The sequence below is a fragment of the Streptomyces sp. V3I7 genome, assembly GCF_030817495.1.
GTDB lineage: Bacteria > Actinomycetota > Actinomycetes > Streptomycetales > Streptomycetaceae > Streptomyces.
The window spans coordinates 5,621,328-5,642,877 of sequence record NZ_JAUSZK010000001.1; the positions used below are offsets into that span (position 1 = coordinate 5,621,328).

16 protein-coding genes are annotated in these 21,550 nt (G+C 71.9%); 11 read left to right on the forward strand and 5 right to left on the reverse strand.

Annotation, left to right across the window (positions count from 1 at the left end; genetic code table 11):
• Positions 1-43 precede the first annotated feature (43 nt).
• Together QFZ74_RS26100 and QFZ74_RS26105 are read right to left on the reverse strand one after the other, a co-directional pair.
• The gene (locus QFZ74_RS26100; protein WP_307623275.1) at positions 44-1,870 is read right to left on the reverse strand and encodes a long-chain fatty acid--CoA ligase; all 1,827 of its coding nucleotides are present in this window, start codon (positions 1,868-1,870) and stop codon (positions 44-46) included.
• Positions 1,871-2,218: 348 nt separating this feature from the next.
• Positions 2,219-3,088 carry a LysR substrate-binding domain-containing protein gene (locus tag QFZ74_RS26105; protein ID WP_307623276.1) on the reverse strand — a complete coding sequence of 290 codons (870 nt, stop codon included), beginning with the start codon at positions 3,086-3,088 and terminating at the stop codon, positions 2,219-2,221.
• A 190-nt stretch (positions 3,089-3,278) separates the two neighbouring features.
• On the opposite strand from QFZ74_RS26105, the gene QFZ74_RS26110 reads away from it, so the two are divergent.
• Positions 3,279-4,289, forward strand: coding sequence for a bile acid:sodium symporter family protein (locus QFZ74_RS26110; RefSeq protein WP_307624281.1), 1,011 nt, complete (start codon positions 3,279-3,281; stop codon positions 4,287-4,289).
• A gap of 48 nt (positions 4,290-4,337) precedes the next feature.
• Here QFZ74_RS26110 and QFZ74_RS26115 read toward each other — a convergent pair whose 3' ends face one another.
• The 3 genes from QFZ74_RS26115 to QFZ74_RS26125 all read right to left on the reverse strand — a co-directional run bounded on the left by QFZ74_RS26115 (position 4,338) and on the right by QFZ74_RS26125 (position 7,477).
• Complete coding sequence (locus QFZ74_RS26115) at positions 4,338-6,233, reverse strand: sialidase family protein (protein ID WP_307623277.1); 1,896 nt, start codon at positions 6,231-6,233, stop codon at positions 4,338-4,340.
• 132 nt (positions 6,234-6,365) lie between these two features.
• Positions 6,366-7,208: a collagen-like protein gene (locus QFZ74_RS26120; RefSeq protein WP_307623278.1), complete on the reverse strand. Its 843-nt coding sequence runs from the start codon at positions 7,206-7,208 to the stop codon at positions 6,366-6,368.
• Positions 7,205-7,477 carry a hypothetical protein gene (locus tag QFZ74_RS26125; RefSeq protein ID WP_307623279.1) on the reverse strand — a complete coding sequence of 91 codons (273 nt, stop codon included), beginning with the start codon at positions 7,475-7,477 and terminating at the stop codon, positions 7,205-7,207. Before QFZ74_RS26125 ends, QFZ74_RS26120 begins: the two co-directional genes overlap by 4 nt.
• 391 nt (positions 7,478-7,868) lie before the next feature.
• Between QFZ74_RS26125 and QFZ74_RS26130 the strand changes: the two genes are divergently transcribed.
• The 10 genes from QFZ74_RS26130 to QFZ74_RS26175 all read left to right on the forward strand — a co-directional run bounded on the left by QFZ74_RS26130 (position 7,869) and on the right by QFZ74_RS26175 (position 21,497).
• Positions 7,869-8,807, forward strand: coding sequence for a beta-ketoacyl-ACP synthase III (locus QFZ74_RS26130; protein ID WP_307623280.1), 939 nt, complete (start codon positions 7,869-7,871; stop codon positions 8,805-8,807).
• A 109-nt stretch (positions 8,808-8,916) separates the two neighbouring features.
• The gene (locus QFZ74_RS26135; RefSeq protein ID WP_307623281.1) at positions 8,917-9,594 is read left to right on the forward strand and encodes a GntR family transcriptional regulator; all 678 of its coding nucleotides are present in this window, start codon (positions 8,917-8,919) and stop codon (positions 9,592-9,594) included.
• 179 nt (positions 9,595-9,773) lie between these two features.
• A complete protein-coding gene (locus QFZ74_RS26140; RefSeq protein WP_307623282.1) occupies positions 9,774-10,955 on the forward strand; it encodes an ROK family transcriptional regulator in 1,182 nt (393 codons plus the stop codon).
• 214 nt (positions 10,956-11,169) lie between these two features.
• Positions 11,170-12,693 (forward strand): sugar ABC transporter ATP-binding protein, encoded by a 1,524-nt coding sequence (locus tag QFZ74_RS26145; protein ID WP_307623283.1) that lies wholly within the window; start codon positions 11,170-11,172, stop codon positions 12,691-12,693.
• Positions 12,690-13,709: an ABC transporter permease gene (locus QFZ74_RS26150; RefSeq protein WP_307623284.1), complete on the forward strand. Its 1,020-nt coding sequence runs from the start codon at positions 12,690-12,692 to the stop codon at positions 13,707-13,709. The genes QFZ74_RS26145 and QFZ74_RS26150 overlap by 4 nt, the downstream gene beginning before the upstream one ends.
• Positions 13,710-13,773: 64 nt before the next feature.
• The gene (locus tag QFZ74_RS26155; protein WP_307623285.1) at positions 13,774-14,814 is read left to right on the forward strand and encodes a substrate-binding domain-containing protein; all 1,041 of its coding nucleotides are present in this window, start codon (positions 13,774-13,776) and stop codon (positions 14,812-14,814) included.
• A 483-nt stretch (positions 14,815-15,297) separates the two neighbouring features.
• A complete protein-coding gene (locus QFZ74_RS26160) occupies positions 15,298-16,488 on the forward strand; it encodes a Gfo/Idh/MocA family protein (protein ID WP_307624282.1) in 1,191 nt (396 codons plus the stop codon).
• A 14-nt stretch (positions 16,489-16,502) separates the two neighbouring features.
• Entirely contained in the window at positions 16,503-17,501 is a 999-nt protein-coding gene (locus QFZ74_RS26165) for a sugar phosphate isomerase/epimerase (RefSeq protein WP_307623286.1), read from the forward strand.
• A 106-nt stretch (positions 17,502-17,607) separates the two neighbouring features.
• Positions 17,608-20,109 (forward strand): carbohydrate-binding protein, encoded by a 2,502-nt coding sequence (locus QFZ74_RS26170; protein WP_307623287.1) that lies wholly within the window; start codon positions 17,608-17,610, stop codon positions 20,107-20,109.
• A 35-nt stretch (positions 20,110-20,144) separates the two neighbouring features.
• Positions 20,145-21,497, forward strand: coding sequence for a ThuA domain-containing protein (locus QFZ74_RS26175; RefSeq protein ID WP_307623288.1), 1,353 nt, complete (start codon positions 20,145-20,147; stop codon positions 21,495-21,497).
• The last annotated feature ends 53 nt before the right edge of the window (positions 21,498-21,550 follow it).

Below are 21,550 nucleotides of genomic sequence, written 5' to 3' on the forward strand. Positions count from 1 at the left end.
ATGACATGACATGTCACGTCCGGACGGCGGGGCCGCGCCGTCCTCACGCCCGGTACAGCGCGTTCACCTCGTTCTCGTACGCCTTCTCGATCGCCTTGCGCTTCAGCTTCAACGACGGCGTCAGCAGGCCGTGTTCCTCGGTGAACGACTCGGCGAGGATGCGGAACGTGCGGATCGACTCGGCCTGCGAGACCAGCGTGTTGGCGGCGACCACCGCGCGCCGCACCTCGGTCTCCAGATCGGGGTCCCGCACCAGTTGCGTGGGGGTCAGCTTCGGCTTGCCCCGCATGGTCAGCCAGTGGTCGACGGCCTCGTGGTCGAGGGTTATCAGGGCCGCGATGTAGGGGCGGTCGTTGCCGACGACGATGCACTGGTTGATCAGCGGATGGTCGCGGACGCGCTCCTCCAGCACCCCGGGCGAGACGCTCTTGCCGCCGGAGGTCACCAGGATCTCCTTCTTGCGGCCGGTGATGGTGAGATAGCCGTCCTGGTCCAGTGAGCCCAGGTCGCCGGTGGCCAGCCAGCCGTCGTGCAGGGTCTCGTCGGTCGCCTTCGGGTTGTTGAGGTAGCCCTGGAAGACGTTCCCGCCGTGCAGCCAGATCTCGCCGTCGTCGGCTATGTGTACGGTGACGCCCGGTATCGCCTGGCCGACGGTGCCGTAACGGGTGTGGTAGGGCGGGTTGGCGGTCGCGGCCGCCGTCGACTCCGTGAGGCCGTACCCCTCGTAGATGTGCACGCCCGCGCCCGCGAAGAACAGGCCCAGCTTGCGGTCCATGGCCGAGCCGCCGGACATGGCGTTGCGGATGCGGCCACCCATCGCGGCGCGCACCTTCGTGTAGACCAGCTTGTCGAAGAGCTGGTGCTGCATGCGCAGTCCGGCCGACGGGCCCGGCCCGGTGCCCCATGCCTTCGCCTCCACCGCGTCGGCGTACCGGACCGCGACGTCGATGGCCTTCTCGAACGGCCCCGACTTGCCGTCGCGTTCCGCCTTGCGGCGGGCCGCGTTGAACACCTTCTCGAAGATGTACGGCACCGCGAGGATGAACGTCGGCTTGAACGCGGCGAGATCGGGCAGCAGCGCGGCGGCGTTGAGCTGCGGCTGATGCCCGAGGCGGACCTTGCCGCGGAACGTGGCGACCTCCACCATCCGCCCGAAGACGTGGGCCAGCGGAAGGAAGAGAAGCGTCGAGGCCTCGTCGCCCTTCTTGGAGTGGAACACCGGCTCCCAGCGCTTGATGACCGTGTCCGCCTCGAACATGAAGTTGCCGTGCGAGAGGACGCAGCCCTTGGGGCGGCCGGTGGTGCCCGAGGTGTAGATGATCGTGGCGATCGAGTCGGGGGTGATCGCCCGCCGGTGCCGGTGCACCACCTCGTCGTCGAGGTGCGCGCCCGCGTCGTACAGCTCCTGGACGCAGCCCGCGTCCAGCTGCCAGAGCTGGCGCAGGTGCGGGAGCCGGTCGATGACGGTGGCGATCGTCATCGCGTGGTCCTCGTGCTCCACGATCGCCGCCGACACCTCGGCGTCGTACAGCATCCAGAAGCACTGCTCGGCGGAGGAGGTGGGGTAGATCGGCACCACCTGCGCGCCGATGGTCCACAGCGCGAAGTCGAAGAGGGTCCACTCGTAGCGGGTGCGGGACATGATGGCGACCCGCTCGCCGAACCGGATGCCACGCGCGAGCAGGCCCTTGGCGAGGGCCAGGACCTCGTCCCGGAACTCGGCGGCGGTCACATCACGCCACTCGCCCTCGTCGTCCTTGCGGCCGAACGCGACGTGCAGCGGATCCTCCTGGGCGTGCTGGAAGACGACGTCGGCCAGACCGCCCACCGGCGGCGCCGATGCCAACGGAGGGTTGGTGAACTCGTGCAATCCCCGCTCCCCGGTTTTTCGGTCCGCTGTGACGCTCCGCACAGCGCCGTGAAAGCTACCCCACGCGCACACCCCACGGGAGGGGGGTAAAACCGGTCACCGTGTGCGCCCACGCCGGTAACTGCCCGGAAAGTGCCTGTACAGGGGGGAAGGGCTGGACAGAACTCCGGCGGTAGCTCATGTTCCGGCTGAGCAATCTCCACTGAATCTGTACGCCGCGATCACCGTGCCCCACCCCTTGCGGCACCGATGCCCGGTCATGCGCCCCGCGCTCTGAGGCTCCCGAGTATGTCAGCGCCGTTCGACCGCCTGGTGTTACCGCGCCTCGCCGTCACGCGCCGTCGTACGTCAGCCAACGCGCCGCTGCAGCCGCTCCCCGCCCGCCAGGATCGCCGCCGCCAGCGCGTCCGCCGCGGCCGCGGCCGAGGGCCGGCGCCGGCCGTGCACCAGGACGAAGTCGACCTTGCCCAGCTCCGGCAGTCCCGCCCTCCCGGGCACCCGGACCAGCCCCGGCGGGATCAGCCCGCGCGAGTGCGCCATCACCCCGAGCCCGGCGCGGGCGGCCGCGATGAGCCCGTTGAGACTGCCGCTCGTGCAGGCGATCCGCCACGGGCGGCCCTGCCGCTCCAGCGCCTCCAGGGCCAGCGCCCGGGTGATGCCCGGCGGCGGGTAGACGATCAGCGGCACCGGCCGGTCGGCGTCCAGCCGGAGCCGCTCCGCGCCGATCCACACCAGGTCGTCGTGCCAGACCAGCTCACCGCGCGGGTCCTCCGGGCGCCGCTTGGCCAGCACCAGGTCCAGCTTCCCGGCGGCCAGCCGCTCGTACAGCGTGCCCGACAGCTCCACCGTCAGTTCGAGGTCGACCTCCGGGTGGTCGTAGCGGAAGGCCTCCAGGATCTCCGGCAGCCGGGTCAGCACGAAGTCCTCCGACGCGCCGAAGCGCAGCCGGCCGCGCACCCGGGTCCCGGTGAAGAACGCCGACGCCTGCTCGTGCACCTCCAGGATCCGGCGCGCGAACCCGAGCATCGCCTCGCCGTCCTCGGTCAGCTCCACCGAGTGCGTGTCGCGCAGGAAGAGCTGTCGGCCCGTGGTGCCCTCCAGACGCCGTACGTGCTGGCTGACCGTCGACTGACGCAGCCCGAGCCGCCTGGCCGCCTGCGTGAAGCTGAGCGTCTGGGCGACCGCCAGGAACGTCCGCAGGTGAGAGGGGTCGTACATGACGCCAGGCTACGCCGGTCATCGCGGGACATGATGACAGTCAGAGCGGTATGACCGATTCCCGATCACGAAGCGAGGGAGGACCATGGAGAGGGGCGCTCCGGCCCCGGAACGGCCGGGCACGACGTCCCGGAACGACCTGTCGCACAGCAAGTGGAGCACCGTGAAACGCCTGCACTGGCCGAGTTGGATGCCCGTCGACCCGTACATCCTGCTTCTGCTCGGGACGGTGGGCCTCGCCGCACTCCTCCCCGCGCGCGGGACGGCCGCCGACGTGGCCTCCGGGGCCGCCACGGCCGCGATCGCCTTCCTCTTCTTCCTCTACGGCGCCCGGCTCTCCACCCGTGAGGCGCTCGACGGACTGCGCCACTGGCGGCTCCATGTCACGGTGCTGGCCTGCACGTTCGTCGTCTTCCCGCTGCTCGGGCTCGCCGCCCGCGGGCTCGTACCGGTGTTCCTGACCCACCCGCTCTACCAGGGGCTGCTGTTCCTCACCCTGGTGCCCTCGACGATCCAGTCGTCGATCGCGTTCACCTCGATCGCCCGCGGCAACGTGGCCGCCGCGATCTGTGCCGGTTCCTTCTCCTCGCTGGTCGGCATCGTGCTCACCCCGCTGCTGGCGGCGGCGCTGCTCGGCAACAGCGGGGGCGGGTTCTCCGCCGACTCGCTGGTGAAGATCGTGCTCCAGCTGCTGGTGCCGTTCGTCGCCGGGCAGCTGCTGCGCCCCTGGGTCGGCGGCTTCGTGGCCAAGCACAAGAAGGGGCTCGGACTGGTCGACCGGGGCTCGATCCTGCTCGTCGTCTACGCGGCGTTCAGCGAGGGCATGGTGCAGGGCATCTGGCACCAGGTGAGCCCGGTCCGGCTCGGCGGGCTGCTGGTCGTCGAGGCCGTGCTGCTCGCCGTGATGCTCGCGCTGACCTGGTACGGGGCCAGGGCGCTGCGGTTCGGCCGCGCGGACCGGATCGCCATCCAGTTCGCCGGGTCGAAGAAGTCCCTCGCCGCCGGCCTGCCCATGGCGAGCGTGCTGTTCGGCGCGCACGCCTCGCTCGCCGTGCTGCCGCTGATGCTCTTCCACCAGATGCAGCTCATGGTGTGCGCCGTCATCGCCAAGCGCCGCGCGCGCGACCCGGAGGCGGCCGAACCTCCGACGCCGACCGCGGAGTCATGCACCGCGGTCGGCACCGGCCCCGGGAGGCGGTAGCTGTATGGGTACGGCGGTGTCAGCGGTCGGTCTCCTCGTACGCCGGTGTCAGCGGTCGCCGCTGACCCGGTCCAGAGGCAGCCACAGCACGGAGTCCCGTGCGGAGCGCAGCACCCCCGGATCGGACAGCTCCGCGTCGGTCAGCGCCCGGTTCCACACATGGACGTCGTCGATCGCGCCGGCGAAGAAGGCCCGACTGTCCATGCGCTGACCGACGTGCACACCGAACGGTGAGTTGCGGCTGACCGAGCCGGCCACGTCGGCGACGGCGGACCGCGTCCCGTCCACGACGAGCGACAGCTCCCCTCCGCCCCTGCGCAGCACCACGTGATGCCACCGCCCGTCGTTGTACGCGCTCGTGGTGCTCACCGCCGCCGTCCGCACCGCCGTCGCGCCCTCCCGTACGGTGATCAGCCCGCGGATCCGGTTGCTCGCGGGCTCGCCGCGCAGCCACACCTGGGGCTGGGTGGTGCCGATGCCGCCCATCCACAGCAGCGGCTGCTCGCCGGTGGTCGCGGTGGAGCGGAACCACAGCGACACCGTGAAGTCCCGGGTGCCGAGCGGCAGCCGGTCGCTGTACGGCACGCGTACGGCGTCGTCGGTGCCGTCGAACTCCAGGGCGCCGCCAGCGGCGCCGGGCACCTCCTCGGCACCGGTCACCTCCTTGGCGCCGCCGAGCACGGCCGCGTGGTGGGCGTGCGGGGCGAGGTCGGCGGTGGTGGGGTCGGGGCCGCGGCGCGGCCGGAGCCAGCCCTCGGTGAAGCGGGCGAAGCGGATCTCGTCGCGGGCGTCGACCGCGCCGCCCTCGTAGAGCAGGCCCACGGTGTCGTGGCCGGCGCGCACCAGGTCGGAGTAGCCGGACCAGTCGGTCGTGACGACCGTGCCGCGGTCCACGCTGTCCCAGGTGCGGCCGCCGTCGTAGGAGGAGCGGATCATCATGGTGCGGCGGCGGTCCGGGTCGGCCGGGCAGGCCAGCAGGATGCGGTCGCCCAGGCGCAGCATCGACCCCTGGACCTGCGGGGTGTAGAGGTCCGGGAGGTCCCGGAAGGGGGCGGCGAAGCTGCCGCCGCCGTCGCGGCTGACCGCCTGGGTGCGGTGGCCGAGCTCGGTGCCGTCCTGCTCCCGGCCGCTGACCAGGAGCGAGCCGTCGCCGCGCTCGGTGAGCGTCAGCTCGGACGGCTTCTGCCGGAACGTGCCGTCGGCCGCGATCGGGTAGCTGTCGGTGGCCCCGATCCGCCAGTGGTCGCCGCCGTCGTCGCTGACGATCAGCGCCGCGTGGTTCGCGGAGATCCGGCTGCCGTCCCAGGTCTCGGTGTTGACGCCGAACACCAGTCGTCCGGCGTCGCGGCCACGGGTGAGCTGGATGCCGTGCACCGGACCGGTCGCGTACCAGGAGTTCCAGTCCGGCGGCAGGATCTCGGGGCTCAGATCGCGGGGCGCGGACCAGGTGCGGCCGTCGTCGTCGCTGTACTGCAGGTGCGGCGTCCGATCGCACGGTATCGAGCAACCGGCGCTGTCCGTACGGCCCGTGTTGTACGTCTGGGCCATCACGATCCGGCCGGTCTCGCGGTCCACGATCGGCGCCGGGTTGCCGTGGGTGTCGCCCGCACCCTCGTTGACCACCTGGAGCGGGCCCCAGGTGCGGCCGCCGTCGGTGGAGCGCTTGACCACGATGTCGATGTCGGCGGCGTCCCCGCAGTTGAGGACCCGGCCCTCGGCGAACGCGAGGAGCGTGCCGGCCTTCGTCCGCACGATCGCGGGGATGCGGAAGCAGGCGTAACCGGGGTCCTGGGACGCCTTGAAGAGAATCTGCTGCTCGAAGGCCGGTGTACCGGCGGCCGGTTGGCGTGCCTCGGCCGGGTTCGGCAGGACCAGCAGCGCGGTTGCCGCCGTGACGGCGGCGGCGAGGCCGGTTCTGAGATGTGCGCGGATTCCTGACGGCATGGTGCGACCTGCCCTTCATGCGTCGAGAGGCATCGGGACGGGGGATGTCCGTGCGCCCGTGCGCCCGTGCGCCCGTAAGGTCGGACATCGGTACATCCGGACATCCCATGTCCAACTTGCGCCCCAACGAAGTTAGTTGGAGCCCGGTTGCCTCACAAGAAGCGTGCGGCCACTTCGGCGGGCCGGACGTCGGCGGGGCTTTCGACGGCGCGGGGGACGGGCGAACGGGAGCACCGGAATCACCGGAAGTGCCGCCGCCGGACCGGGATTCGGCGTCGGATCGGCCGCCCCCGACCTACGGCAGACCAGGGCGTCGGGGTCGTCGGACGGTGTCTGGAGGGTGTAGCCGTCGGGGCACGCGGGACCGGGGTCCCCCTTCGGCCCCGGATCCCCCTTGTCGCCCTTCGGGCCGACCCCGCCGGGAGAGCCCTCGGGCCCGTTGCCGCCCGTCGGGCCCGCGGAGCCGTCGGAGCCGTCGGTCCCATTGGCGCCGGGAGGGCCCTGCGGACCGGTCGCGCCGGGCGGCCCGGCCGGTCCCGGGGAACCCTCAGGACCGGGCGGTCCCGCGGCACCGTCCGCCCCGCGCACCCCCGCCGCACCGCCCGCGCCCCGGGTGCCGGAGATCCCTCGGTCGCCCTTGGCCCCGGGGGCGCCCTTCTGGCCCCGGGCGCCCGCCTGTCCCGTCGGCGCCTGGATCCGGTCGAGCAGGTCGGACACGGCCACGGCCGGATCGGGTGCCGCCGGGGTGCCGCCCCCGGCCTGGACCTGGGCGCGCAGCGTGCGGACGTCCGCGGCCAGCGTGGACAGGGCTTTGCCGCGCCGGTCGGCCTCGGCCCGCATCTGCTCGGCCCGCCGGTCCCCGGCGTCGATCCGCGCCCACAGGATCACCGCCACGCCACTGAGGGCGACCAGCACGCAGACGAGGACCACGCTGCGCCAGCGCGGGGCGAGCAGCCGCTCGAAACGGGCCGTCACGGCGCACCTCCCAGTCGATGCACATCGAACCTGAGCCGCGCGATCTCCGACTGGTCGGCGGCGTGCAGCGTCGCCAACTCAGTGATGCGCGTATCGCGTTCGGCGACGATGCGTTCCAACCGGTCGCGTTCGGCCTGGAGCTTCTCGGTCAGGCTGGAGTAGCCGTTGAGCGCGTTCTCGCCGCGCTTGCCCAAGTACGCCACGACGGCCGCGCCCAGCACGCCCGCACAGGCCAGCAGTGAGCCGACCAGGGTGGTGGCGGCATCCACGTGACTGCCCTCCTACGGTCGGGCCGCGCCACGCGTGCCCCGTTGAACTCGCCTCACTCAACGAGCGACGTGTCCCCTGGATGTGCGCCGTTCGCGGGAACATCGCAGGAAGCGGGCGCGTCGCGCCACGCGCCCCGGCCGGCCCGAACCGCCCGCCACCACGTCCCCGCCCCGAGGGAGGCCACCGGCGACGACCAGGCCCGTCGACAGCAGTCCGGCGCCGCGGCCTGATCGTCTTGGCCCGGCCCGGGTGGGGGCGCCCGCAGTGCGCGACCCTGACGGAAGCCGACAATACGGGCGCCCGATTCCTGTGACTTCACGTGCCGTCGTACCCGCGAGTCACCGGCGACACTGGTGGATCCCGTCACGCACGCAACGAGGGGGATCCCAGATGAACGGCTCGCGCATCGCCGCTGTCGGCCACTACCAGCCCGCCAAGGTACTCACCAACGAGGACCTGGCGGGCATGGTCGACACCAGCGACGAGTGGATCCGGAGCCGCGTGGGCATCCGGACCCGGCACATCGCCGGGCCCGACGAGCCGGTCGACGAGCTGGCCGCGCACGCCGCCGCCAAGGCGCTCGCCGCGGCGGGCCTCAGCCCCGCCGACATCGACCTGGTCCTGGTCGCCACCTCCACCGCGATCGACCGCTCCCCGAACACCGCCGCCCGGGTCGCCGCCCGGCTCGGCATCCCGCAGCCCGCCGCGATGGACGTCAACGTCGTGTGCGCCGGCTTCACCCACGCGCTGGCCACGGCCGACCACACGGTCCGGGCGGGCGCGGCGACGCGGGCCCTGGTGATCGGCGCGGACAAGATGTCCGAGGTGACCGACTGGAGCGACCGCTCGACCTGTGTGCTGGTGGGCGACGGCGCGGGCGCCGCGGTGGTCGAGGCCGCCGAACAGCCCGGCATTGGGCCGGTGCTGTGGGGCTCGGTGCCGGAGATGGGCAACGCCGTGCGCATCGAGGGCACCCCGCCGCGGTTCGCGCAGGAGGGGCAGAGCGTCTACCGCTGGGCCACCACGCAGCTGCCGCCCATCGCCCGGCGCGCCTGCGAGAAGGCCGGAATCGACCCCGCGGACCTCGCCGCGGTCGTCCTGCACCAGGCCAACCTGCGCATCATCGAGCCCCTGGCCCTGAAGCTGGGCGCCGTCAACGCGGTGGTCGCGCGCGACGTCACCGAGTCGGGCAACACCTCGGCCGCCAGCATCCCGCTCGCCCTGTCCAAGCTGGTCGAGCGGGGCGCGATCACCGGCGGCGACCCGGTGCTGCTGTTCGGCTTCGGCGGCAACCTGTCGTACGCCGGGCAGGTCGTGCGCTGCCCGTGACTCACCTTCCGCCTCTCCTGGCGTGGTGTGCGCCGTAGACTGTAGACGAAAGACAATCGATACCGAGCTTCTCTCGCCTACGAGTACGGCCCGCCCAGGAGGGGACGAGATGTTGTCGACCGGACTGCCGCAGGGCGCGGTACCCAGGCTCGAACGGCCCGGCCCGCTGCGCGACCGCGTCTACGAGGCGCTGCTCGAACTCATCACCACCCGGGCGCTGCGCCCCGGCCAGCACCTCGTCGAGAGCGAACTCGCCGGGCATCTGGGCGTCTCCCGGCAGCCGGTGCGCGAGGCCCTCCAGCGGCTCAACACCGAGGGCTGGGTCGATCTGCGGCCCGCCCAGGGCGCGTTCGTGCACGAACCGACCGAGGAGGAGGCCGACCAACTCCTCACCGTCCGTACGCTGCTGGAGGCCGAGGCGGCCCGGCTCGCCGCCGCGCACACCGGCCCCCCCGGCATCGCCGCCCTCGAAGAGCTGTGCGCCGAGGGCGAGAAGGCCGTCGCCGCGGACGACGTGGACGGCGCCGTCGTCCTGAACGCCGCCTTCCACGCCAAGATCATGGAGCTGGCGGGCAACACCGTCCTCGCCGGACTCGCCGCCCAGGTCGATCGCCGGGTGCGCTGGTACTACACGCCGGTGGCGCGGCAGCGTGGCCGCGAGTCCTGGACGGAGCACCGCGCCCTGATCGCCGCCATCGCCGACCGTGACGAACAGCGCGCGGCGCAGCTGATGCGCCAACACACGGAGCACACCCGGCAGTCGTACCACGCGCGGGCGAAGTCCTGACCCTTGCGCCACTCACTCTTCGACGGCCGGCTCCGCCCTTTCTTCTTTGTCCTGAGAGTGGCGAAAGTCGGGGGTAATTCGTGCACGACTTCTTCCCAGGTTCGGCGACCGCTGCTACGTTCCCCTCGAAAGACGGACCCGGACAGCCGAGTTGAGGCGGGGAGGGGCACGTGAGACGCATGACGGCACGACCCGCGAACGCCCACCAGGCCCGGCTGCTCAAGCTGTTGCGCGACTCGGGACCCAACTCCCGGGCGCAGATCGGCGACCAGATCGACCTCTCGCGGTCCAAGCTGGCCGTGGAGGTCGACCGTCTCCTGGAGACGGGCCTGGTCGTCGCCGACGGGCTCGCCGCCTCGCGCGGCGGGCGCCGCTCCCACAACATCCGGCTCGCCCCGAACCTCAGGTTCCTTGGCGTCGACATCGGCGCGACCTCGGTCGACGTCGCGGTCACCAACGCCGAGCTGGAGGTGCTGGGGCACCTCAACCAGCCCATGGACGTGCGCGAGGGCCCGGTCGCGGTCTTCGAGCAAGTCCTGGCGATGGCAGCCAAGTTGCGGGCATCGGGGCTCGCGGAGGGGTTCGACGGCGCCGGCATCGGCGTCCCGGGCCCGGTCCGCTTCCCCGAGGGCGTCCCGGTGGCGCCGCCGATCATGCCCGGCTGGGACGGCTTCCCGGTGCGGGAGGCGCTCAGCCAGGAACTCGGCTGCCCGGTCATGGTCGACAACGACGTGAACCTGATGGCCATGGGGGAGCAGCACGCGGGCGTGGCCCGCTCCGTCGCCGACTTCCTCTGCGTCAAGATCGGCACCGGCATCGGCTGCGGCATCGTCGCCGGCGGTGAGGTCCACCGCGGGGTGACCGGCAGCGCGGGCGACATCGGGCACATCGAGGCCGTGCCCGACGGACACCCGTGCGCCTGCGGCAACCGAGGTTGCCTGGAGGCCCACTTCAGCGGCGCGGCACTCGCCCGCGACGCGCGGGAGGCGGCCCAGCAGGGCCGGTCGGCGGAACTCGCCGCCCGGCTGGAGGCGAACGGCGCCCTCACGGCCGTGGACGTCGCCGCCGCGGCCGCCGCCGGGGACGCCACCTCGCTCGACCTCATCCGGGACGGCGGCACCCGCACCGGACAGGTCATCGCCGGGCTCGTCTCCTTCTTCAACCCTGGCCTGGTGGTGATCGGCGGCGGAGTGACCGGCCTCGGCCACACCCTGCTCGCCGCGATCCGCACCCAGGTCTACCGCCAGTCCCTGCCGCTCGCCACCGGCAACCTGCCCATCGTCCTCGGGGAGTTGGGCCAGAACGCCGGGGTGATCGGCGCGGCCCGGCTCATCAGCGACCACCTGTTCTCACCCGCGTAGGCGCACCCCGCCACCCCCGGGCCGCGTACGCGCCCGCGCACCGCCCGACCGTCTTCGACTCGACCGCACAGCGCCTCTGCTCTGCCCTGCCCGAAACCGCCTGCCCTGCCCGAAACCGCCTGCCCCGCCCGAAACCGCCTGCCCCGTACGCGGTCTCGCCCTGACTGCTCGCTCTGACTGCCCTGACTCCGGCCCGAACGCCGAGGGGATCCAGATGGCACCAGAACCACCGCTGCTCAGCATGTCCGGCATCACGAAGTCGTTCCCCGGTGTCCGGGCCCTCGACGGCGTCGACCTCAAGGTCCAGCCGGGCGAAGTGCACTGCCTGCTCGGCCAGAACGGGGCAGGCAAGTCGACCCTCATCAAGGTCCTCGCCGGCGCCCACCAGCCCGACACCGGCACCATCCGCTGGCGCGGGGAGCCCGTCGCGCTGCGCTCGCCCATCGCCGCCATGCGCCTCGGCATCGCCACCATCTACCAGGAACTCGACCTGGTGGAGCACCTGTCCGTCGCCGAGAACATCCACCTCGGTCACGAACCCACCGCCGCCGGCTTCGTCGTCCGCGGCAAGGCGGCCCGCGCCCAGGCCGCCGCCCTGCTGCGCCGACTCGGCCATCCCGAGATCCAATCCACGTGTCTCGTAGGCGAGTTGTCGGCCGCGCAGCAGCAGATCGTGTCGATGGCGCGGGCGCTCTCCCACGACGTACGGCTCATCGTCATGGACGAGCCCTCCGCCGCGCTCGACCCGGACGAGGTCGACAACCTGTTCCGCATCGTCGGTGACCTGACCACCGGTGGCGTGGCCGTCGTCTACATCTCGCACCGCCTGGAGGAGATCCGCCGCATCGGCGACCGCGTCACGGTCCTCAAGGACGGGCGTGCGGTCGCGGGCGGACTGCCCGCCCGGTCGACACCGACCCGCGAGGTCGTCGCGCTGATGACCGGACGGAACGTGGAGTACGTCTTCCCCGAGCGGCCCGCTGTGTCTTCCGCTGCCGGGGCCGCTCCGGTACTGGAGATCCGAGGACTGGCCCGCGAGGGCGAGTTCGAACCCCTCGACCTCACCGTCCGCCCCGGCGAGATCGTCGGCCTCGCCGGACTCGTCGGCTCCGGGCGCTCGGAGATCCTGGAGACGATCTACGGTGCGCGCAGGCCAACCGGCGGCCAAGTTCTTGTCCACGGGCGCCCGTTGCGGCCCGGCAGCGTACGGTCCGCGGTCCGGGCCGGGATCGGGCTCGCGCCCGAGGAACGCAAGGCACAGGCCCTGCTGATGCTCGAGTCCGTCACCCGCAACGTGTCGCTCTCCTCCCTGTCGCGCTTCGCCCGCGGCGGCTGGATCGACCGGCGCGCCGAACGGGGCGCGGCCCGCGCGGCCACCCGCGAACTGTCGCTGCGCCCCGACAACCCCTCCGTGCCGGTGCGCACCCTCTCGGGCGGCAACCAGCAGAAGGCCGTCCTGGCCCGCTGGCTGCTGCGCGGCTGCCGCGTGCTGCTGCTGGACGAGCCCACCCGGGGCGTCGACGTGGGCGCGCGCGCCGAACTGTACGCCGTCGTACGGCGGCTGGCCGACGAGGGTCTGGCGGTCCTGCTGGTCTCCAGCGAGGTCCCGGAGGTGCTCGGCCTCGCCGACCGCGTACTGGTGCTGCGCGAGGGCCGCGTCGTCCACCAGGCGCCCGCCCGCGAACTGGACGAACACCGCGTACTCGACCTCGTTCTGGAAGGAAGCCCGGCGTCATGACGCAGCCCGTCTCCCCGCCGCGGGACAGCGCATCCAAGGTGCCGCAGGAGAGCCAACTCCCTCCCTGGCGCGAGCTGGTGGCCCGTGCCGACGTCCGCACCCTCTCGCTGCTCGGCGTGCTCGCCGCCCTCGTCGTCATCGGCGGCGCCACCAGGCCGGACGAGTTCCTCGACACCCGCAACCTCCAACTCGTCCTCACCCAGGCGTCGGTGATCGGCGTCGTCACCGTCGGCATGACCTTCGTCATCACCTCCGGCGGCATCGACCTGTCCGTGGGCGCGATCGTCGCCCTCGCCTCGGTGTGGGCGACCACGCTGGCCACCCAGGAGTACGGCTTCGCGGGCATCCTCTTCACCGCGGTGATCGTCGGCGTGGGCTGCGGCCTGGTCAACGGGGTGCTCGTCGCCTACGGCGGCATGGTCCCGTTCATCGCCACGCTCGCCATGCTGGCCTCGGCGCGCGGACTGGCCCTGCAGATCACCGGCGGCAAGACGCAGATCGTGACCGTCGACGGAATCCTCTCGCTCGGGGAGCGTGACTCCTACGTCCTCGGCATCCCGCCGCTGGTCCTGGTCTTCGCGGTGGTGACCGTCATCGGCTGGCTGGTGCTCAACCGCACCACCTTCGGCCGCCGCACCGTCGCCGTCGGCGGCAACGCCGAGGCCGCCCGGCTCGCCGGCATCGACGTACGCCGCCAGCGCCTCTACCTCTACCTGCTGTCCGGACTGTGCTGCGGGATCGCCGCCTTCCTGCTGGTCATCCTGTCCGGCTCGGGCCAGAACACCAACGGCAACCTCTACGAGCTCGACGCCATCGCCGCCGCGATCATCGGCGGCACGCTGCTCAGCGGGGGACGCGGCACCATCACCGGCTCCGTGCTCGGCGTCCTGATCTTCACCACGATCACCAACATCTTCGCCCTGAACAACCTCCAGAGCGACGTCCAGCAGATCGCCAAGGGCGCGATCATCGTCGCCGCCGTGCTGGTCCAGCGCCGTACCGCGAACACGAGCTGAGCAGACCTGAGCAGACCTGGGCAGACCTGAGCACACCTGAGACCTGAGGAAAGGGTTCACCACCATGTCGCACCTCACCAGTCGCAGAGGACTGCTCTTCGGGAGCGCCGCTGTCTCCGCCGGCGCCTTGCTCGCGGGGTGTACGAGCAACGAGCCCCAGGGCGGCAAGACCGGCGCGAACGACCAGCCGGTCGCCGACGACAAGCCCGGCAAGCGCGTCACCATCGGCTTCGCCGGCCCCCAGGCCGACCACGGCTGGCTCAACGCCATCAACGACAACGCCAAGAGGCGCGCCAAGAAGTACGCGGACGTCACCCTGGAGATCACCGAGGGCTCCAACGACACCGCCGCACAGATCGGCCAGATCGAGACCCTGATCAACAAGAAGGTCGACGTGCTGGTGGTGCTGCCCGCCGACGGCAAGGCACTCACCCAGGTCGGGCTGAAGGCGATGCGCGCGGGCATCCCGGTCGTCAACCTCGACCGCGTCTTCAACAGTCCCCAGGCCTACCGCTGCTGGATCGGCGGCGACAACTACGGCATGGGCCTCAACGCCGGCCACTACATCGGCGAGAAGCTCAAGGGCCATGCGAACGCCCGCGTCGTCGAACTCGCCGGGCTCGACAACCTGGAGCTCACCCAGCAGCGCACCAAGGGCTTCGACGACGCGCTCAAGAACTACCCGAACATCAAGAAGGTCGCCCGCCAGGCCGCCGAGTTCACCGTCGAGTCCGGGCAGGCCAAGATGGCCCAACTCCTGCAGGCACAATCCAAGTTCGACGCCCTGTGGAACCACGACGACGACCAGGGCGTGGGGGCGCTGCGCGCCATCGAGCAGGCCGGGCGCGACGACTTCCTGATGGTCGGCGGCGCCGGGGCACTCGCCGCGTTCCAGGCGATCAAGCAGGACGACGGCGTGCTCAAGGCGACCGTCCTCTACCCGCCGACGATGGCCGCCTCCGCGATCGACCTCGCCCGCGCCCTCGGCCAGAGCACGGGCATCGGCGGCCTCGCCGAGTACGAGATTCCGGCCTCCATCACCCTCTACTCGGCCGTCGTAGACAAGGACAACGTCGACCAGTACATGCCCACCGGCTTCCGCTGACCCCGTACCCACCCCGCACCCCCACGGCGCCATCACGACGAGGACGAGGAGGACATCCGTATGGGACAGGAGCAGCAGCCGGACGGGCAGGTGGGAGAGACGCCGTGGTTCGGGGGGCCGGTGGGTGCGACGCCGTTCTCCGGGGGGCCGGTGGGAGGGGCGCTGTCCTCCGGAAGCTCGGTGGGACGGGCCGCGACGTCCGACGGGCCAGCAGGGGGCCCGCTGCCGCCGCCCTCCGGACATGCGGACGGGCTGCCGTCAACCGCTCGGTCGGTGGGCGGGCTGTCGCCGAGCGGCGAGTCCGCGGGGGCGACGCCGTCGTCCGGGGGCCCGGTGAGGGCGATGCCGTCCTCCGGGGGCCCGGTCGGAGGGGCCGCGTCGTCCAGGCAGCGTGGCGGAGGGACGCCGGCTGTCGCCGGGCAGACCGGTGAGGTGTCGTCGTTCGAAAGGCCGGCCGCAGGCGCCCCGCCTCTGCGGGTCGGCATGGTCGGGTACGCCTTCATGGGGGCCGCCCACTCCCAGGGCTGGCGCACCGTGGGCCGGGTCTTCGACCTGCCGTTGCGGCCCGTGCGGGCCGCCATCTGCGGCCGGGACCCCGACGCCGTGCGCGCGGCCGCCGACCGGCAGGGATGGGCCGCCGCCGAGACCGACTGGCGCGCGCTGGTCGACCGGGACGACATCGACCTCGTCGACATCTGCACCCCCGGCGACAGCCACGCCGAGATCGCGATCGCCGCGCTCGCCGCGGGCAAGCACGTCCTGTGCGAGAAGCCCCTCGCGAACACCGTAGAAGAGGCCGAGGCAATGGCTCACGCGGCGGAAGAGGCATACGCACGGGGCCAGTTGGCCATGGTCGGCTTCAACTACCGCCGCGTTCCCGCCGTCGCCCTCGCCCGGCGCATGATGGCCGAGGGGCGGCTCGGCGCCCTGCGGCACGTGCGGATGACGTACCTCCAGGACTGGCTGGTGAACCCCGAGTTCCCCCTGACCTGGCGGCTGCGCAAGGAGGCGGCGGGCTCCGGAGCGCTCGGAGATCTGGGCGCCCACATCATCGACCTCGCCCAGTACCTCGCGGGCGAGCCCCTCTTCGGGGTCTCCGCCCTCACCGAGACCTTCGTACGACAGCGGCCCCTGCCGAGTGCACCCACCAGCGGCCTGGCCACGGTCACCGCCGCGGGCACCGGCGCCGGCACCGGCACCGGCACCCGCACCGGCCAGGTCACCGTGGACGACGCCGCCGTCTTCACCGGCCGCTTCCCCTCCGGCGCCCTCGCCTCCTTCGAGGCCACCCGCTACGCCACCGGCCGCAAGAACGCCCTGCGCCTCGAACTCAACGGCGAGCGCGGCTCGGTGGCCTTCGACCTGGAGCGGCTCAACGAGCTGTCGTACCACGACGCCACCGAGGCCGGTACGCACGCCGGCTTCCGCCGCATCCTCGTCACCGAGCCCGACCACCCCTACCTGGAGGCCTGGTGGCCCCCCGGACACGGCCTCGGTTACGAGCACACCTTCGTCCACCAGGCCCGCGACCTCGTGCACGCGATCGCCGAGGGCCGCAGGCCGGAGCCCTCCTTCGCCGACGGACTCCAGGTCCAGCGCGTACTCGCGGCGGTGGAGGAGAGCGCCGCAAAGAACTCCGTCTACACCCCCATCGCAGGCCCCGCCGCGGGCTGAGGAGGCCACGACACATGCCGCGCACCTTCACGCTGTTCACCGGGCAGTGGGCGGACCTGCCCCTGGAGGAGGTCTGCCGCCTGGCCCGCGACTTCGGCTACGACGGACTCGAACTCGCCTGCTGGGGCGACCACTTCGAGGTCGACAAGGCGCTCGCCGACCCGGCCTACGTCACCTCCCGCCACCAACTCCTCGACAAGTACGGCCTGAAGTGCTGGGCGATCTCCAACCACCTGGTCGGCCAGGCCGTCTGCGACGCGATCATCGACGAACGCCACCAGGCCATCCTGCCCACCCGCATCTGGGGCGACGGCGACGCGGAGGGCGTACGGCGGCGGGCGGCGGCCGAGATCGCCGACACCGCACGCGCCGCGGCCGCCTTCGGCGTCGACACGGTCGTCGGCTTCACCGGTTCCGCCATCTGGCACCTCGTCGCGATGTTCCCGCCCGCCTCCGAGGCGATGATCGAGCGCGGCTACGACGACTTCGCCGGGCGCTGGAACCCGATCCTCGACGTGTTCGACGCCGAGGGCGTGCGGTTCGCCCACGAGGTGCACCCGAGCGAGATCGCGTACGACTACTGGACAACCCAGCGCGCGCTCACGGCCGTTGACCACCGTCCCGCCTTCGGCCTCAACTTCGACCCCTCCCACTTCGTGTGGCAGGACCTCGACCCCGTCGGCTTCCTGTGGGACTTCCGCGACCGGATCTACCACGTCGACTGCAAGGAGGCCCGCAAGCGCCTCGACGGCCGCAACGGCCGCCTCGGCTCCCACCTGCCCTGGGGTGACCCGCGCCGCGGCTGGGACTTCGTGTCCGCCGGGCACGGCGACGTGCCCTGGGAGGACGTCTTCCGCATGCTGCGCTCCATCGACTACCGGGGCCCGATCTCCGTCGAATGGGAGGACGCCGGCATGGACCGGCTCCAGGGCGCCCCCGAGGCCCTCGCGCGCCTGAACGCGTACGACTTCGAGCCGCCGTCGGCCTCCTTCGACGCGGCGTTCGGCAACTGATCCGCCCCCCGCACCACCGAGCAGCTCTCCGACAGCTCTCCGGGATGACGGCGCATCCCGGCGCAGGTATCCGCCCCGTACAACCGGCCCCATTCTGGAGGCATTCGTGCACGGGAACGACCGCACCACCCGCACCGGCAGAACAGCGACCCGCAGACGACGCCCCGCCCTCCGCAAGGCGGCCGCCCTGCTCGGGAGCGCCCTGCTGGCAGGCGCCACCCTCACCCTGACGTCGCCCGCGGCCCCGGCCGGGGCGGCCGACTCGCCCTCCGCCGCCGAGGACTTCCAGCAGGTCACCCTCGCCAAGGGCGAGCCGGAGACCGGCGAGCCCATGTCGCTGGCCGTCCTCCCGGACCGCTCGGTCCTGCACACCTCCCGCGACGGCGAGCTGCGCCTCACCGACGCCGGGGGCAACACCAGGCTCGCCGGGAAGCTCGACGTCTACACGCACGACGAGGAAGGCCTCCAAGGCGTCGGTGTCGACCCGCACTTCGCCGACAACCGCTTCATCTACCTCTACTACGCACCCCCGTTGGACACCCCGCCCGGCGACGCCCCGGAGACCGGCACCGCCGCCGACTTCGCCCCCTTCGACGGCGTCAACCGCCTCTCCCGCTTCGTCCTGAAGACGGACGGCACCCTCGACGCCGCCAGCGAGAAGAAGATCCTCGACGTCCCCACCTCCCGCGGCATCTGCTGCCACGTCGGCGGCGACATCGACTTCGACGCGGCCGGGAACCTCTACCTGTCCACCGGCGACGACACCAACCCCTTCCAGTCGGACGGCTACGCCCCCATCGACGAGCGCGCCGACCGCAACCCCGCCTTCGACGCCCAGCGTTCGGCCGGCAACACCAACGACCTGCGCGGCAAGCTCCTGCGCATCAAGGTGAACGACGACGGCTCGTACGGCATCCCCGACGGCAACCTCTTCGCGCCCGGCACGGACAGGACGCGGCCCGAGATCTACGCGATGGGCTTCCGCAACCCTTTCCGTTTCAGCGTCGACCGCAAGACCGGCATCGTCTACGTCGGTGACTACGGCCCCGACGCGGGCGCCGCCGACCCGGCGCGCGGTCCGGCGGGCCAGGTCGAGTTCGCCCGCGTCACCGGACCCGGCAACTTCGGCTGGCCGTACTGCACCGGCGCCAACGACGCCTACGTCGACTACGACTTCGGCACCAAGGCCTCGGGCGACCGCTTCGACTGCGCCGCGCCGAAGAACACCTCGCCCCACAACACCGGGCTGACCGACCTGCCCCCGGCCCAGCCCGCCTGGATCCCCTACGACGGTGCGTCCGTACCCGAGTTCGGCGACGGTTCCGAGTCCCCGATGGGCGGCCCGGTCTACCACTACGACGCTGCCCTCGACTCGCCGGTCAAGTTCCCGCAGGCGTACGACGGCAACTTCTTCGCCGGGGAGTTCGGACGGCGCTGGATCAAGCGGATCGCCAGCGGCGGCGACGGCACCGTGCAGTCCATCAACGCCTTTCCGTGGACCGGCACCCAGGTGATGGACATGGCCTTCGGAGCCGACGGCGCGCTGTACGTCCTCGACTACGGCACCGCATGGTTCGGCGGCGACGACAACTCCGCGCTGTACCGCATCGAGAACGCCACCGACGGCCACTCCCCGGTCGCGCAGGCCGCCGCCGACCGCACCTCCGGCAAGGCCCCGTACAAGGTCCGCTTCTCCTCCGCCGGCACGAGCGACCAGGACGGCGACGCCCTCACCTACAGCTGGGACTTCGGCGACGGCACGCGCTCGACGGAGGCCGACCCGACGCACACGTACAAGAAGAACGGCACCTACACGGCGACGCTCACCGCCAAGGACACCTCGGGGCGCACGGGCGGCGCGAGCGTGCGGATCGTCGTGGGCAACACGGCACCCAAGGTCACCCTCGAACTCCCGCAGGACGGGCAGCTGTTCTCCTTCGGTGACGCCGTTCCCTTCAAGGTGAAGGTCACCGACCCGGAGGACGGCACGAGCGTCGACTGCGCCAAGGTCAAGGTCACCTTCGTCCTCGGCCACGACACCCACGGCCACCCGATCACCTCCGCGAGCGGCTGCTCCGGCACCATCCAGACCACCGCCGACGGCGGCCACGACGAGGACGCCAACATCTTCGGAGTCTTCGACGCCGAGTACACCGACGGCGGAGGCGGCGGCCAGGCCCCGCTCACCTCGCACGACCAGAACATCACCCAGCCCCGGCACCGCCAGGCCGAGCACTTCGGCGAGTCCTCCGGCGTCTCGGTCATCACCAAGGCGCCCGCGCACGGCGGCAAGACGGTCGGCGACATCGACAACGGCGACTGGATCTCCTTCACGCCGTACGCGCTGAGCGACGCCAAGAAGATCAGCGCACGCGTCTCCTCCGGCGGCGCGGGCGGAACCCTGGAGGTCCGCGCGGGCTCGGCGACGGGCACCCTGCTCGGCAAGGCGACCGTGCCGGTGACCGGCGGCTGGGAGACCTTCCAGGACATGAGCGCCGACCTGTCCCGCGCCCCGCGCGGCACCACCACGCTCTACCTCGTCTTCAAGGGAAGCACCGGATCCGGCGCCCTGTTCGACGTCGACGACTTCACCTTCACGACGGGCTGAAGGGAGGGGAGACGGTGATGTGGTTGATGCGTGTGATGTGTTCAACCGGCTATAAAGCCAGTGCGGTTGGGGTCGCGGCCCTGCTCCTCGGTGCCGTCGTCGCGGGCCCCGCGCCCGCGGCACCGCACCCGGCCGACGCCCAACAGGTGCTCGTCTTCTCCAAGACGGCGGGATTCCGGCACGACTCGATCCCCGACGGCATCGCCGCCGTACGCCAACTCGGCGAGACCGCCGGCTTCCAGGTCGACGCGACAGAGGACGCGGACGCCTTCACGACGGCCAACCTCCGCCGCTACGCCGCCGTCGTCTTCCTGTCGACCACGGGCGACGTGCTCGACGCCGCCCAGCAGCAGGCCTTCGAGGGCTACATCCGCCACGGCGGCGCCTACGTCGGCGTCCACGCCGCCGCCGACACCGAGTACGACTGGCCGTTCTACGGCGGCCTCGCCGGCGCGTACTTCCAGTCCCACCCGGCGATCCAGCCCGCGACGGTCAAGGTCGAGGACCGCGCCCACCCGGCCACCTCCGGCCTCGGCTCCACCTGGGACCGCACCGACGAGTGGTACGACTACCGCTCGAATCCACGTGAGCGGGCCCACGTCCTCGCCTCGCTCGACGAGACGTCGTACACCGGCGGCACCATGAACGGCGACCATCCGATCGCCTGGTGCCAGGACTACCAGGGCGGCCGCGCCTTCTACACCGGCGCCGGCCACACCAAGGAGTCCTACGCCGAACCGGCCTTCCGGCAGCACCTGCTCGGCGGCATCCGGTGGGCCATCGGCGGCGCTCAGGCGGACTGCCGCCCGGAGACCGGCTACACGCCGCTCTTCGACGGCACGGCCGCCTCGCTCTCGGGCTGGAAACAAGCTGCCCCGGGCTCCTTCACCCTGGACGACGACGGCACCCTCACGTCGTCGGGCGGGATGGGGCTCCTCTGGTACGCCGACCGGAGCTACGGCGCGTACTCCCTGAAGCTCGACTGGAAGATGGCCAGTGCCGGCGGTGACGACAACTCGGGCGTGTTCGTGGGCTTCCCGCCCTCGGACGACCCGTGGTCGGCCGTGAACAACGGCTACGAGGTCCAGATCGACGCCACCGACGTGCCCGAGAAGACCACGGGCTCCGTCTACGGCTTCCAGTCCGCCGACCTGGCCAAGCGCGACCGCGCGCTGAACCCGCCGGGTCAGTGGAACACCTATGAGATCCGCGTCCAGGGCGAGCGCCTGCGCGTCTGGCTCAACGGCGTGAAGATCAACGATTTCACCAACACCGATCCGGCCCGGAGCCTGCGTGACGGGCATGTCGGCATCCAGAACCACGGAGCCGACGACCACGTGTCCTTCCGCGACATCCGGATCAAGGAGCTGCCCGTGCCGGGCAAGTGAGCGGCGGCGGGCGGGGGACGCCGGACCCCCGCCCGCCGTCTTCTTCCCCGTCT

Excerpts from the sequence above, each read along its gene's own strand:
- QFZ74_RS26135 (WP_307623281.1), top strand. The coding sequence starts at position 8,917 with ATGTTGTCGACCGGACTGCCGCAGGGCGCGGTACCCAGGCTCGAACGG.
- QFZ74_RS26130 (WP_307623280.1), top strand. The coding sequence starts at position 7,869 with ATGAACGGCTCGCGCATCGCCGCTGTCGGCCACTACCAGCCCGCCAAG.
- QFZ74_RS26145 (WP_307623283.1), top strand. The coding sequence starts at position 11,170 with ATGGCACCAGAACCACCGCTGCTCAGCATGTCCGGCATCACGAAGTCG.
- QFZ74_RS26140 (WP_307623282.1), top strand. The coding sequence starts at position 9,774 with ATGACGGCACGACCCGCGAACGCCCACCAGGCCCGGCTGCTCAAGCTG.
- QFZ74_RS26110 (WP_307624281.1), top strand. The coding sequence starts at position 3,279 with ATGCCCGTCGACCCGTACATCCTGCTTCTGCTCGGGACGGTGGGCCTC.
- QFZ74_RS26160 (WP_307624282.1), top strand. The coding sequence starts at position 15,298 with ATGGTCGGGTACGCCTTCATGGGGGCCGCCCACTCCCAGGGCTGGCGC.
- QFZ74_RS26175 (WP_307623288.1), top strand. The coding sequence starts at position 20,145 with ATGTGTTCAACCGGCTATAAAGCCAGTGCGGTTGGGGTCGCGGCCCTG.
- QFZ74_RS26105 (WP_307623276.1), bottom strand. The coding sequence starts at position 3,088 with ATGTACGACCCCTCTCACCTGCGGACGTTCCTGGCGGTCGCCCAGACG.
- QFZ74_RS26155 (WP_307623285.1), top strand. The coding sequence starts at position 13,774 with ATGTCGCACCTCACCAGTCGCAGAGGACTGCTCTTCGGGAGCGCCGCT.
- QFZ74_RS26150 (WP_307623284.1), top strand. The coding sequence starts at position 12,690 with ATGACGCAGCCCGTCTCCCCGCCGCGGGACAGCGCATCCAAGGTGCCG.
- QFZ74_RS26115 (WP_307623277.1), bottom strand. The coding sequence starts at position 6,233 with ATGCCGTCAGGAATCCGCGCACATCTCAGAACCGGCCTCGCCGCCGCC.
- QFZ74_RS26165 (WP_307623286.1), top strand. The coding sequence starts at position 16,503 with ATGCCGCGCACCTTCACGCTGTTCACCGGGCAGTGGGCGGACCTGCCC.